The following is a 12,627-nucleotide window of genomic DNA, read 5'->3' on the forward strand; positions in this document are numbered from 1 at the left end:
GAGGCATCTTCCGATCATTTAGAAATGAGTGAAGTCAATATTTCGATTAAACTGGATGTCTGCGGAATCCATAACGTCAAGATCGCTAGTTTCACCACGAAATGAGATAGGGCCGCCAGTGAACGGTAGCCCGCCTCTTCAATATGGCGCGCAATCAAATCCGAGAGGAAAAAGAGGATCGCACTGCCGATCAGCAACTTGGCGAACGGATCGGGAAGCGGTTGGAATAATTGGATATAGGTCTTAGTAAACGGAATGATGATGACGAGTAGCGATTGGAATAAAAAGAAGAAAAACAGCACCGTATATAACAACGGATGGAGTTTCGGCACAGCGAACGACAAAAGCAGCAGGACGAGAAACACAAGGATGACATAAAATAAGGTGGCCATCAAACCGACATCGACAGCCATTGGAAAAATTCCACGATTTCCGTAAAAAAGATTTTTAAGAACCGCAGCATTTCGGCTGTAATATAAAGATAGGCGAGAAGGAACAGGAAAAAGGAGAATTCCTTTTTGCCGGTTTGTTCGAAGAAGATATGAAGGATGCCGATCACAAGCCCGATCCCGGCAATCCGTAGCAAGTCATTCAATTCCATCCGGTACTCCCCCCATTGCCTTATCTTATGAGGAGTGTTCGAGGACTAGAACACAAAAAAACACCCCTCAGCCCAATTGGGAAAGGAGTGTTCGATAATGGGCTTCTTATGCCCGTGAAACGTATTCGCCTTCTTCTGTGTTAATGATCAGCTTATCACCCGTGTTGACGAAGAATGGAACTTGGACGATGAGGCCGGTTTCCATTTTGGCCGGTTTCGAGCCGCCGCTCGCCGTATCGCCCTTGATGCCTGGTTCCGTTTCGATGACTTCGAGCGTCACCGTGACTGGAAGTTCGACGCCTAAGACTTCATCTTTATAGGAGACGATATGAACTTCCATATTTTCTTTCAAGTATTTCAATTCTTCTTCGATTTGTTTGGAAGGCAATTCGATCTGTTCGTAGGATTCGTTGTCCATGAATACATGATCGTCTCCGTTGGCATACAAGTATTGCATGCGGCGGTTGTCGATCTGTGCCTTCTCCACTTTCTCTCCCGCACGGAATGTCTTTTCATTGACGTTGCCGGAACGGAGGTTACGCAATTTCGAACGGACGAAGGCTGCTCCTTTTCCTGGTTTCACGTGTTGGAAATCGATGACACGCCAGATGTCGCCGTCAAATTCAATGGTCAGGCCAGTTTTAAATTCGTTTACTGAAATCATTATGATTCCTCCATTTGTTTAATAGTTATAAGATGAGAAGTTGTTTGGTGGAATGCGTCAGTCGTTCATTGCCCGTCTCCGTTATGATGATATCATCCTCGATCCGGACGCCTCCGATGCCGGGCAGGTAAATTCCCGGTTCCACCGTGACGGCCATATTCGGTTGGAGCACCGCATCCGAACGGAAGGAAAGAGTAGGCCCTTCATGCACTTCAAGACCAATACCATGGCCAGTTGAATGGCCGAACGCTTCGCCATACCCTTTGGATATAATATAATCCCGGGCGATTGCATCCGCTTCGATCCCTGTCATGCCCGGCTTGATTTTTCGCAATGCCAGTTCCTGTGCCGCTAACGTGATGTCGTAAATTTTTTTCATTTTGACCGAAGGCTCTCCAACAGCAACAGTACGTGTGATATCTGATATATACCCTTCATAGTACGCACCGTAATCCAACGTCACGAGTTCTCCCGATTCGATCACTTTATCCGTTGCCACGCCATGAGGCAATGCCCCACGCGATCCCGATGCGACAATCGTGTCAAAAGAGGAGGATGCGGCGCCGAGCTTACGCATGAAAAACTCCAGTTCATTGGAGACCTCGAGTTCAGTCACGCCTGGTTTGATGAATTTGCAAATATGGCTAAATGCTTCATCTGCGATGTGGGCCGCTTTTTTCAAAATGGCAATTTCAGCTTCCGTTTTGATGAGCCGCAGCTTCTCCACTACGCCCGATACCGGTTTCAGCTCAGCGGCGACTTGTTGATCATACAATTCGAACATGCCGTATGTGAGATCGTCCTTTTCAAACCCCAATGTCTGTAAGTTCATTAACTTTGCCTGATTGGCCACTTCGCCGATCACTGTTTTCGAGTGTTGGACAATGCGGTACCCTTCCACCTGCTTTTCCGCCTGCTCCATATAGCGGAAATCTGTGATAAAAACAGCATCCTCCGCCGAAACGACGGCGACCCCGGCTGTACCTGTAAAGCCGGTCAAATAACGCCGATTATACGGATTCGTGATGAGCAACGCATCGAGTTTCTGCTCTTGAAGAAGTTGACGCAGTTTCGTCAATTTCACGATTGCATACCCCTTTTCCCTATTTTCCAGATCCGGCGAGTCCCTTGCTATGTATATCGGCAATCGGGAATGAAACGCCAGCCGCAAGATCTGTAACCAGCCATCATCCCTGCCGTTATTGACAGTGCCTTGTTCCATGGTCAAGTTTTCCAGATGTCGACTCCGCGTCCAGGTTGTGGAAGGGACCTGACTTAGACAGAGGCAAACGCTCACACGCCGCCCCATTCCTACCTTTTCCTTTTTCATTTTAACACATCCGAAATTGGTGGCAACTCATTTCGTTTCATGAGCTGAAAGTTTCTTCATCACGACCGCCGTTTCCGTAATAAATCGGATGATGATGGCCATGACCGCGAAAAACGGGATGGACACCGATTGGACTGCTTTTTTTAACGTCTCTGGCGTACCGATGCTCCACTCGATCGAAATCACTACAATAATTCCGATCAGGAGTGCAGTAACCACGGTCGGAATGGATGTAGTAAAGGAAACAGCGATATACAGGATCATATAAGAAATGAGTAGAATTAGGAACAGCAAAGCCCATTTTATGAAAGGATGGGCGCCTTCCGAGAAAAAAACCCATCCCTTCGCCCATCCGACGGGCGACCATTCGATGAAATTGAAAAAATGGAGAAATTTAAGCGCACACGCTGTTCCAAGAGCCGCGATGAATGAAGTCCAAAAGAATGTTTGATTGATCATACCTTCCCTCCTCTCCAAAGTGTCGGGCGGAACCAAACTTTTTAAACCTATTTGTGGAGAGAGCCTGTTTTTTTTAGTACAATGAAAACAGTTCGGAAACTGACAGGAAAGAAAGTGTGGGTAACTATATGGGAAAATCACAACAGCCTCCCGCTTATGGGGGACAGGCATTGATAGAAGGGGTCATGTTTGGGGGCAAGAAGGACACCGTTACGGCCATCCGCCGAAAGGACGGTTCCATAGACTACTTTCATGTTCCGAAAGAACAAAAGCCTTTTGCGGCGAAGTTGAAAAAAGTTCCTTTTCTCCGAGGGATTGTGGCGTTGATCGAGTCGGCGGGCATCGGATCACGCCATCTGACATTTTCCAGCGAGCGCTATGACCTCATGCCTGGAGAAGAAGAGGAAGTCGTCGCGGAGGAGCCTTCCAAATTAGCGATGGTCCTGGGCGTCGCCGCAGTCGGTGTGTTATCTTTCCTATTTGGAAAATTTGTATTTACATTAGTCCCTGTTTTTCTGGCGGAACTGATGCAGCCGATCGCATCCGGCAAGACAGCTCAAATTCTTCTAGAGAGCTTGTTCAAACTGATTTTATTGCTGACGTACATTTCGCTAATTTCCATGACGCCGCTCATCAAACGGGTCTTCCAATATCACGGAGCGGAACACAAAGTCATCAACGCGTATGAAAATCGCATGCCGCTCACTGTCGAAAACGTCCAAGCCCAGTCCAGGCTGCACTATCGATGCGGAAGCAGTTTCATTTTGTTCACGGTCATTGTCGGGATGTTTATCTACTTCCTTGTGCCAACCGATCCGTTCTGGCTACGCGTCGTGAACCGGATTCTTTTGATCCCGGTTGTGCTTGGCATCTCGTTTGAAGTGCTGCAAGTGACGAACATGGTCCGCAACGTGCCCGTTTTGAAATATTTGGGCTATCCGGGTTTATGGCTTCAACTGTTGACGACGAAAGAACCGGATGACAGTCAAGTCGAAGTGGCCATCGCCTCATTCGAGAAATTGCTCGAAGTCGAAGAGCATGGCGTGGAAGTATTGGAAAAGCCCGAGTTGGACATGGCAGCCGATTCGGACACGGCAATTTTGAATTGATATAGTAAAAGGAGCGGAACCCTTTGGGCGACGCTCTTTTTCATTTACTGCACTTCAATTTTAAAAGCATAGAACGCATCGCCATGTGAATGATTCCCATCGTCATTGATAAGAGGTAGACGGCCTGGAGGGCGTAAAGTTACTGTTCGATCCGGGATTGCACATAAGATTTTGTCCCCTCGGGGTCTTCCAGTTCCCGTTTCGGCAAAATGTAGGCGCTGACCGCGCTATTATATAGATAGAAATAATGGGCATCCTCTTTGAACTCTTTGATTCCCGACCAGGATAGCTTTGTTTCCCCGTTGCCAGTGGAATCGGAAAGACCATCCCTCCGTCAAGCTCATCGTATGGTCACCGAGCAAACCGTCATTCCTTCCCTCTCGAATCATCTTTTTCGCATTTCGCTTGATCAAATGATAAAAATACTTCGGGTAAAATAAAACCCATAGAATGCTTAATATACCGAATGTCGTCAACGAGAAAGGGAGTGGAATCCCCCCTATCGTGGAAAAAAGAAATGCGACCGCGATAAAGAGAATCGGTGAGACGATTCGCTGCACCATCAATGGTCGGGTGGCCGCCTTCGAATGGCGGCTATGGTACAGATTGAAATTCACAAAATCCTCTTCAGTTAAATGATAATGAATTTTCATGCCACCCCCCGTAGTTGATTCATAGAAAAAGTGCCGCCCGCAAGCGACACTTTTCTCACTTTTGATTATAGACCGCATTTCAATTGAGCTTGGCAATTCGTACATGTATTGCAGCCGCCCATTTCCTCGACCGTCCCTTGTCGGCAAACCGGGCAGGTGTTACCGACTTCAGAGCCGATTGTGACATTCGTAGATCGTAAGTCTTGGATGGTATTGACGAGGACGATTTTTCGTTGTTCGACAACCTCTTCCACATAATCGGAATCGATTTCGTTCTCTTCCGCTTTCAATGTCAGCACTTGTGAATCACGGCTGCCGTCCACGTATACCGTGCCGCCTTTCGCGCCACCTTTGTACAGGCGTTCGTAGACGCTTTCGACCTGTTTCACCGTATAGCCGCGCGGGGCATTTACCGTTTTCGAGATCGAGCTGTCGATCCAGCGCTGGATGATGCACTGGACATCCGCATGTGCTTCCGGCGCCAGGCTCATCGACGAAATGAACCAGTCCGGTAGGTTGTCCGGATCCGCTTCCGGATTCCGTTTCAAATATTCTTCCACGATTTCAGCTTTCACTTCAATGAACTTACCGAGACGTCCGCTCCGATAGTACGTGAAGGAGAAATATGGTTCAAGGCCGGTACTGACGCCAACCATGGTTCCAGTGCTCCCCGTTGGAGCAACAGTTAGTAGATGGGAGTTCCGGATACCGTGTTCCAGGATCGCCTGCCGGATATCTTCCGGCATTTTTTTCATATAGCCAGTATTGATGAACGCTTCACGCAAATTTCGTGTTTCTTCTTCCGTCTTGCCGATAAGGAACGGGAAGCTCCCCTTCTCTTTCGCCAGTTCGATCGACTCACGATAAGCCGTCGTCGCAATCGTTTCGAACACTTTATCGACAAGTTCATTGCCCTCTTGGGAGCCATATTGTTTCTCGCAATAGATAAGAAGGTCTGCAAGCCCCATGACACCGAGACCTATACGGCGCTCCCCGAGTGCTTGTACTTTATTCTCTTCCAAGAAGTACGGCGTCGCATCGATGACGTTATCCTGCATGCGGACACCGACTCGGACCGTGTCGATCAGTTTCTCGTAATTGACCGTTTTTGTTTCTTTATCGGCCATTTCAGCAAGGTTGACGGCAGCTAAATTACAGACACTGTATGGCGCCAAAGGTTGCTCTCCACACGGGTTTGTAGCTACCACTTGCTGGCCGTACGCTTTGGCATTCGTTTCGTTGTTGGCATTGTCGATGAAGAAGATTCCAGGTTCCGCAGAATAGGTCGCGCAAATATTGATGAGATCCCAAAGCGCACGAGCTTTCATCGTCCGGTAGACGCGAACTTCATGGCCTTGACGTTCCCATTCGCGGACGTCTCCTACTTCATGCCACTCTTCGTTGTATACTTCCATTTCTTCCGGTGAATATTTCTCCACCGCCGGGAAGCGCAATTGATGTTCCCCGTCCTCTTCGACCGCCTTCATGAAATCGTCGGTCAAGGTGACAGAGATATTCGCGCCCGTCAGGAATTCTGGATTGTGGACAGAATACGTTCCACCGTCGCGCAATTTCGTTTCCGCATCGCGGAGAATCGCTTCATTGAAACCACCCATGCCAGGGATTGTCCGATAGTTCAGGATTCCTTGGTACATCGCTTCTTCCTGCGCTGTCAGCGGTTTGAATTTCAGTTTTTCATTCGCTAGTTTCTTGATGAGTTCATCTTCCGTATTTTCCAATAAAAAGCGCAAAATACGCGGATTTTGCATTTTCGAAATGATGAACTCACAAATGTCAGGATGCCAATCCGCTAACATGATCATTTGGGCCAATTTGTTACGTTGATTCGCTAAATCAACTCTCTATGTCGCCATAGAGTTCAGACCATATCTTACACCTAGACCTGGTGTCCTCGCACTTCGAGTTCGCTTGAACCCTACTCTACTCGCTTCTGCTAATTTCGCATGCTTTCGATGGTCGTTGAACCTTCCTCATAACCATTCGTCTTAGAGGCTTGGCTGCTGATTGTCTTTATCCTCTTATCGTTTTCAAGCATTCACGCATACCGTTTCCAGTTTCGTTGTAGCCGATAAGTCATCAAAGAGTTCCCAGCAATTCACGAGGTTTTTTTATAGACGAGGCACTTTTATTTACCACGTCTCGATCCACCTTGTTCCACAAGATGAGTCAATTTCGCAATATCATCGAGCCAAGAGACCGATCCGGATGATTTCCCATTCACGCCTCTTGCCAGCGTGTTGCGCGGGCGCAATGTCGATCCGTTCGTCCCGACGCCGCCGCCCCGGCTCATGATTTCCATCACTTGCTTGCGGTGGTCGGAGATGCCTTCGCGCGAGTCCGCGACAAACGGCATGACGTAACAGTTGAAGAACGTTACTTCCGTTTCCGATCCCGCCCCATAAAGAACTCGTCCAGCCGGTATGAAATTTAGACCAGCCAACTCCCGATAGAACCGATCAAAGGATTGCTTCTGCCCTTCCTCTGTCGTTTCAACTGAGGCGAGCCCGTATGCGTTCCGCTTGGCAATTTGTTCATAGAACACTTCCAGCGGCTTTTCAATGACATCAAGCGGTCTGGTGACAATCCCCTTCTCTTGTTCCTCCGGATCGTCGATTGCCGAGCGATACTCCTTTTCCACCCAAATATCCGCTTTGCCTTCCTCTCGATCCAAGGAAGCGACATAGCCGAGGCCACGTGCAGGGAATTTCGGGTCTTCCTTGACAGTCAGCACAACAAAATCCCCGACTTTCAACGTCTTCTTCTCCGTGTCCTTGAAAGAATACCGATCAATCATAACGAGGCGGGAAACCCCGCTATGCTCGATTTTCATATCGTCCGTGATTGGATGGACTTGCGGGAAATTCGCAATATCTGCGTTCAACTGCGACTTGTTTAAACTAGGTTCTTGTTGATTTGAAACAATTACCATTAACGGATCCTCCTTTAACAACGTCTAACCAAACACAACATGTTGTGTTATGTATATACCTAATCTACAACATATTGAAACTTGCTTCAATCAAAATAAATTGCTGTTAATTCCCAAATGTGATGGATCCGGCATTTCCCTAGCTTCTATTTCAGAAAATAGAACCAAAGTTCTATCTGTCATTTCCGAAATGTCCAGTCGTCATTCGCATACTTTTTCTGTTCGATGGCTTTTACGTAATCCAGTTGTTCCGCCGTCAATTCCAGTGGTTGCAATTGGATCTGGAGCGCCTTTTCAAAACCTGCTGAAAAAGCCTTCACACACTCTTCGACCGTTACAGAACGGTCCATCAGCCGATCGATCGCCACCGCCTTTTCCGGCAGGCCGATCCGTACCAGTTCCCGATGCTCTTCCGATCTGTATTTGAAAAGGGAAATAAGCTTCTCTTCATCCAAGCTGAGTAAAATTGCACCATGCTGCAAGATGACGCCCTTCTGCCTTGTCTGTGCGCTGCCCGCCACTTTCCGGCCTTCCACGACGAGTTCATACCAACTAGGTGCGTCAAAACAGACGGCACTTTTCGGTTTTTTCAGATCCGCTCTGGCCTTCTCCGTATCCGGTATGGAAAATTCCGCTGCCAACCCGAGGTTCCGGAACCCTTCCAACAGACCGCCCGAAATGACCCGATAGGCTTCCGTCACAGTTTCCGGCATGTCAGGGTATGATTCGCTGACGATTACGCTATATGTAAGTTCATGCTCATGTAGAACTCCTCGGCCGCCCGTTGGACGCCTGACAAAACCAAGATTAAGTTTCTTCACTTGATCCATATCAATCTCTTTTTCAACCCGCTGGAAATATCCGATGGACAAGGTGGCGGGCTCCCATTCGTAAAATCGGAGAACGGGACCGATCTTCCCTTCACTATGCCATTCCAGCAACGCTTCATCGAGCGCCATATTAAAAGATGGTGTGCATTTTCCTGAATTAATAAAGTTCCAAACGATCTTTTCCAATGAAATTCCCCCTTTTGCAACGCATTTCATTTTATCATCCTCATTGAACAAGTGCCAATAAATCTTTATAATGGATACAGAGAGAGAAAGGAGCAAGTGCTAGTGGAATTATATGTATTAATCGCATTGGCAGCCGGTTTGATTATTTATTTCATCGTGACGGCTGTACGCCTTCGGAAGGCGGTCACCGATTTGTCACAGGAACAATTCATTGAAGGTTACCGTAAAGCGCAATTGATTGACGTGAGGGAACCGAAAGATTTTGATGCCGGCCATATTTTAGGAGCACGAAATATTCCATATACTCATTTCCGCCAACGCTACAAAGAAATCCGTCCAGACAAGCGGGTGTTCCTGTACGATCAGAACGGCGGAAAAAGTGCTCGTGCGGCTTTATTCCTTAAGAAAAAAGGCTATGACCAACTATACCATTTGCAAGGCGGATTCCGTCAATGGACAGGTAAAATTAAGAGCAAGTCGTAAACAAAAAGTTCTTCTTTGGAGGAACTTTTTTTCATTAGCGCACTATACAATCTGCACCTATGGATAGCTTTCTAAACGGATTGGATTTACGGCCATAATCAGGTGCCGGAAAACCCCTGTAGTCTCTTCAGTAGGCAGGCTAAAAAACGCCTACCGAGCCCCACAGACGTACAGGAGGTGCTAGTGCCGTCTCGCCTATCAAACAGCGAAGGGTTCAATTGGCCTTAATTTCTAACGCTCTTTGCAGAACTTAAAGCACGTTTTGTCGGGGCTAAGCTGAAACCCCGCGCTTCTGCTCTTTTATGTTTGAGAAATTACTAAACACATCCGATTAATCAATCAGGGTAACCGATTTTAGTCGTTCAGGATCCTATTCTTTTAGAACGAGCTAAGAAATCAATTTCCCATTAAAAGGTTCAAAAAAACCATAAACAAACTTTGTAGAGTAGTTTGTTCATGGTCTGACGATTAGCAAGAGTCCATTTTGACGAATTTTATATGTACCCTAAGAGCAACCCGCCGATTGCACCTGAAGCGACGATAACCCACGGAGGGAGCTTCCAATAGGCCAACATGCAGAACAAGATTGCGGCAAATGCGAAGTCTAGCGCAGACTGAACCGTGCTCGTCCAGATTGGATGATATAAAGCGGCAATCAACAAACCGACAACAGCAGCATTGACCCCCATCAATACGCCTTTCATTTTAGGGCTGCGTCGCAGTACGTCCCAAAATGGAAGTGTACCTAAAATAAGCAGGAAGGCCGGCAAAAAAATTGCAATTGTTGCCACAAGACCCCCTGTCCAGCCATTCATAACAGTTCCCAAATAGGCGGCAAATGTAAATAAAGGACCAGGAACTGCCTGTGTCGCGCCGTACCCTGCTAAAAAGGTTTCTGCAGTCACCCAACCAAGCGGAACAAATTCCCGCTCAAGTAAAGGTAAAACAACATGACCGCCACCAAATACCAAAGACCCTGCCCGATAAAAACTGTCAAACATGGCGATCCAATGGGAAGAACTGATACTCCTTAATAAGGGTAAGATGATGAGGAGACCAAAAAACAAGGTTAAACAAGCAATGCCAACCCGACGGGAAACAGGAAAGATGCCTACTGTACCATCCTCTTCTGGATGGTTCTTATAAAGGATGTACCCTAGAACAGCAGCCAAAATAATCACACCTACCTGCATATATGCCGTTTGCCATAAAACAGTTCCCACTAGAGCAATTAAAGCAATCGTTCTTCTTTTAACATCCGGAGTCAGTTTTTGCGCCATGCCGGCAATTGCGTGAGCGACGACCGCAACGGCTACCAGCTTCAATCCTTGGATCCAGCCGGCATCTGTAAAGTCCATTCCCTGCAGCAATAAAGCGAATAAAATCAGCACGACAACGGAGGGAAACGTAAATCCTATAAAGGAGATAATGCCGCCAAGGACTCCTGCACGCATGACACCAATACCAATTCCGACCTGACTGCTCGCGGGGCCGGGCAGAAACTGACATAATGCCACAAGATCAGCATAACTCTTTTCATCCATCCACTTTCTTCTCCGTACATATTCTTCATGAAAATAACCTAGATGGGCAATCGGCCCGCCGAACGATGTCAAACCAAGCCTCGATGATACGAGAAATAGCTCCATTAAGGATTTCAAGTTCCAGTGTGATTTCTGTTTTTCCAAAACGTTAGCACCTTCTTTCTACAACGAACTAATATCCGAAACAATTAGCGGATGCTTCTGTTTGCAGTCTAACATTAATTAGATTTTTTCTGAAGGCGCTAAAAAAATTTTTATAAATTCTTAACATTAGTAGGAGAAGAATAAAAAAAATATAAACACATCTCGTCATGGAACTGGAACGTAGCTCACTTTTACATTTAAAAAATCATCCACTTCACTGCCTGCTTGCTGAATTAACTCAATGACGAGCCCATCAGGAAGTTCAATCCAATTTGGTCCTTTGTAAAATTTTTTACCACCTCTATTGATCGCTTCATGAACCGCTTTTTCGAGATTCTCTGTTACAATTGCAATATGGTCCAATCTGCTATTCGGATTCGATGAATCGGATATTAGCTGTATGCCGCCAGCTAACCATGCTTGGTCCGGATTCTCTTGATTTCCGGTCCAATTGACAACTGGCATTCCCAATGCCTCCTCAAAAAATTGAATAAACCAATGTATGTCTTTTACTCTAACCGCGATGTGTTCCACATATGATTTGTTCTGATAAGCCAAGATGGTATCCTACTTTCTTTAATATAAGTCATTCTTTTTCTTTGTAATATTGCAGCGCATACTCGATCCCTTTGATACTGGCCACGAGAGTTTTATTTAACGGTGTGGGGATATTCCGTTTCTCCCCCCAACGAACAATCGCACCATTAATATAATCAATTTCCGTCTCGGAACCTTTTTCAATACTTTGCAGGAGAGATGTCTTAAATTCAGCCGGCAACCCCTCCGCGGCCTTTCGCCAAATGGTTTCCGGGTCCTCTGTATCCAGGCTTACGCCATGAGCTTTAGCAACCGATATACCTTCTAGTACAGCAGCAACCGCTATCTCTTTTATTTCGGGAACTTTATATAAACCGCCATAGGGTAAACGTGTAATACCGGACAAAGGACCAGTTGCAGCGTTAATCAATAATTTATCCCAAATAATCCCCATAATATTCGAGGTGATATTTGTCATTAGTCCTGCACTATTAAACACTTTGGCAACTCGTTTCACCCGTTCAGTAATCCGACCATCAAGTTCACCAATATATGTTTGTTTCTCTTTTGTTGTTGCTAGAACATGTCCCGGTCCAAGTACTACCCCTCCAACATATGTTTTTCCGGCAAGTACCCGTTTTTTGCCAACTACTTCAGCAATTACTTCTTCATTTCCCAGTCCGTTTTGTAACGATAACACCATTGTATTCTCGCCAATGATGTCCCTCGCGTTTTCGATCGCCTGTTTAGTGTGAAAGGACTTCACCAACACTATGACTAAATCAACAGTTCCTATGCCAGCACAACTCGTCCTTGCTTGCACAGATACAACGCGATCAATTGTACCGCTTCGCAACATCAATCCGTTCTTATTAATCGCATCGACAACCTCTTCTCTCCGATTAATTAAATACACTTCTGATCCGCCTTCGGCAAGCACTCCGCCAATTGTGCTTCCAAGCGCTCCAGCGCCGACAATACAAATCTTCAACAAAAATCCACCTCTTTATCAGAATAAAATTATGAAAGAAAAAATGGCAGAAGACATTCAAAATTCTTCTGCACATGGGGAGGTGCTCCATTTATTCCGTTCGGGGTATTCCAAGATCAGCCGGACTTACTACAGTTTCCCCTGCA

At 46.4% G+C, this 12,627-nt stretch carries 13 protein-coding genes and 2 pseudogenes; 2 read left to right on the forward strand and 13 right to left on the reverse strand.

Annotated elements, in window-relative coordinates:
• Window positions 1-14: 14 nt before the first annotated feature.
• The 5 genes from OXB_RS13825 to OXB_RS13845 all read right to left on the reverse strand — a co-directional run bounded on the left by OXB_RS13825 (window position 15) and on the right by OXB_RS13845 (window position 3,054).
• Window positions 15-413, reverse strand: a complete 399-nt coding sequence (locus tag OXB_RS13825; protein WP_041075080.1) for a hypothetical protein — start codon at window positions 411-413, stop codon at window positions 15-17.
• Entirely contained in the window at window positions 392-601 is a 210-nt protein-coding gene (locus OXB_RS13830; protein ID WP_041075081.1) for a SpoIIIAC/SpoIIIAD family protein, read from the reverse strand. Before OXB_RS13830 ends, OXB_RS13825 begins: the two co-directional genes overlap by 22 nt.
• A 106-nt stretch (window positions 602-707) precedes the next feature.
• Window positions 708-1,265, reverse strand: a complete 558-nt coding sequence (gene efp, locus OXB_RS13835) for an elongation factor P (RefSeq protein ID WP_041075082.1) — start codon at window positions 1,263-1,265, stop codon at window positions 708-710.
• Window positions 1,266-1,290: 25 nt separating this feature from the next.
• Window positions 1,291-2,352 carry a M24 family metallopeptidase gene (locus OXB_RS13840; protein ID WP_041076835.1) on the reverse strand — a complete coding sequence of 354 codons (1,062 nt, stop codon included), beginning with the start codon at window positions 2,350-2,352 and terminating at the stop codon, window positions 1,291-1,293.
• A 270-nt stretch (window positions 2,353-2,622) separates the two neighbouring features.
• Window positions 2,623-3,054 carry a hypothetical protein gene (locus OXB_RS13845; RefSeq protein WP_041075083.1) on the reverse strand — a complete coding sequence of 144 codons (432 nt, stop codon included), beginning with the start codon at window positions 3,052-3,054 and terminating at the stop codon, window positions 2,623-2,625.
• A gap of 128 nt (window positions 3,055-3,182) precedes the next feature.
• Here OXB_RS13845 and OXB_RS13850 point away from each other — a divergent pair, with 128 nt between their 5' ends.
• Entirely contained in the window at window positions 3,183-4,163 is a 981-nt protein-coding gene (locus tag OXB_RS13850) for a DUF1385 domain-containing protein (RefSeq protein ID WP_041075084.1), read from the forward strand.
• 139 nt (window positions 4,164-4,302) lie between these two features.
• Here OXB_RS13850 and OXB_RS19485 read toward each other — a convergent pair whose 3' ends face one another.
• The 5 genes and pseudogenes from OXB_RS19485 to OXB_RS13870 form a co-directional block, all read right to left on the reverse strand.
• On the reverse strand, window positions 4,303-4,437 hold the full coding sequence (locus OXB_RS19485) for a YcxB family protein (protein WP_442852912.1): 135 nt from the start codon (window positions 4,435-4,437) through the stop codon (window positions 4,303-4,305).
• Window positions 4,394-4,816, reverse strand: coding sequence for a hypothetical protein (locus OXB_RS19250; RefSeq protein ID WP_052484045.1), 423 nt, complete (start codon window positions 4,814-4,816; stop codon window positions 4,394-4,396). Before OXB_RS19250 ends, OXB_RS19485 begins: the two co-directional genes overlap by 44 nt.
• 65 nt (window positions 4,817-4,881) lie before the next feature.
• A pseudogene (locus tag OXB_RS13860) lies at window positions 4,882-6,645 on the reverse strand (vitamin B12-dependent ribonucleotide reductase); the annotation flags it as partial.
• A 323-nt stretch (window positions 6,646-6,968) separates the two neighbouring features.
• Window positions 6,969-7,766: pseudogene (locus tag OXB_RS13865) on the reverse strand (ribonucleotide reductase N-terminal alpha domain-containing protein); the annotation flags it as partial.
• A gap of 179 nt (window positions 7,767-7,945) precedes the next feature.
• Window positions 7,946-8,725 carry a lipoate--protein ligase family protein gene (locus tag OXB_RS13870; protein WP_269447846.1) on the reverse strand — a complete coding sequence of 260 codons (780 nt, stop codon included), beginning with the start codon at window positions 8,723-8,725 and terminating at the stop codon, window positions 7,946-7,948.
• A gap of 159 nt (window positions 8,726-8,884) precedes the next feature.
• Here OXB_RS13870 and OXB_RS13875 point away from each other — a divergent pair, with 159 nt between their 5' ends.
• Window positions 8,885-9,265 (forward strand): rhodanese-like domain-containing protein, encoded by a 381-nt coding sequence (locus OXB_RS13875; RefSeq protein WP_041075085.1) that lies wholly within the window; start codon window positions 8,885-8,887, stop codon window positions 9,263-9,265.
• Window positions 9,266-9,759: 494 nt separating this feature from the next.
• Here the strand turns inward: OXB_RS13875 and OXB_RS13880 are convergent, their stop codons facing one another.
• The 3 genes from OXB_RS13880 to OXB_RS13890 all read right to left on the reverse strand — a co-directional run bounded on the left by OXB_RS13880 (window position 9,760) and on the right by OXB_RS13890 (window position 12,481).
• Window positions 9,760-10,914 (reverse strand): chromate transporter, encoded by a 1,155-nt coding sequence (locus tag OXB_RS13880; RefSeq protein ID WP_052484201.1) that lies wholly within the window; start codon window positions 10,912-10,914, stop codon window positions 9,760-9,762.
• A 204-nt stretch (window positions 10,915-11,118) separates the two neighbouring features.
• Window positions 11,119-11,418: a VOC family protein gene (locus OXB_RS13885; RefSeq protein ID WP_052484046.1), complete on the reverse strand. Its 300-nt coding sequence runs from the start codon at window positions 11,416-11,418 to the stop codon at window positions 11,119-11,121.
• A gap of 121 nt (window positions 11,419-11,539) precedes the next feature.
• Entirely contained in the window at window positions 11,540-12,481 is a 942-nt protein-coding gene (locus tag OXB_RS13890) for a ketopantoate reductase family protein (RefSeq protein WP_041076844.1), read from the reverse strand.
• Window positions 12,482-12,627 lie beyond the last annotated feature (146 nt).

The sequence above is a fragment of the Bacillus sp. OxB-1 genome (genome assembly GCF_000829195.1).
Lineage (GTDB): Bacteria > Bacillota > Bacilli > Bacillales_A > Planococcaceae > Sporosarcina.

Bases quoted from the DNA above. Each gene is read 5' to 3' on its own strand.
- OXB_RS13825 (WP_041075080.1), bottom strand. From the start codon at position 413: ATGGCTGTCGATGTCGGTTTGATGGCCACCTTATTTTATGTCATCCTT.
- OXB_RS13830 (WP_041075081.1), bottom strand. From the start codon at position 601: ATGGAATTGAATGACTTGCTACGGATTGCCGGGATCGGGCTTGTGATC.
- efp (WP_041075082.1), bottom strand. From the start codon at position 1,265: ATGATTTCAGTAAACGAATTTAAAACTGGCCTGACCATTGAATTTGAC.
- OXB_RS13845 (WP_041075083.1), bottom strand. From the start codon at position 3,054: ATGATCAATCAAACATTCTTTTGGACTTCATTCATCGCGGCTCTTGGA.
- OXB_RS13850 (WP_041075084.1), top strand. From the start codon at position 3,183: ATGGGAAAATCACAACAGCCTCCCGCTTATGGGGGACAGGCATTGATA.
- OXB_RS19250 (WP_052484045.1), bottom strand. From the start codon at position 4,816: ATGAAAATTCATTATCATTTAACTGAAGAGGATTTTGTGAATTTCAAT.
- OXB_RS13870 (WP_269447846.1), bottom strand. From the start codon at position 8,725: ATGGCGCTCGATGAAGCGTTGCTGGAATGGCATAGTGAAGGGAAGATC.
- OXB_RS13880 (WP_052484201.1), bottom strand. From the start codon at position 10,914: ATGGAGCTATTTCTCGTATCATCGAGGCTTGGTTTGACATCGTTCGGC.
- OXB_RS13885 (WP_052484046.1), bottom strand. From the start codon at position 11,418: ATGCCAGTTGTCAATTGGACCGGAAATCAAGAGAATCCGGACCAAGCA.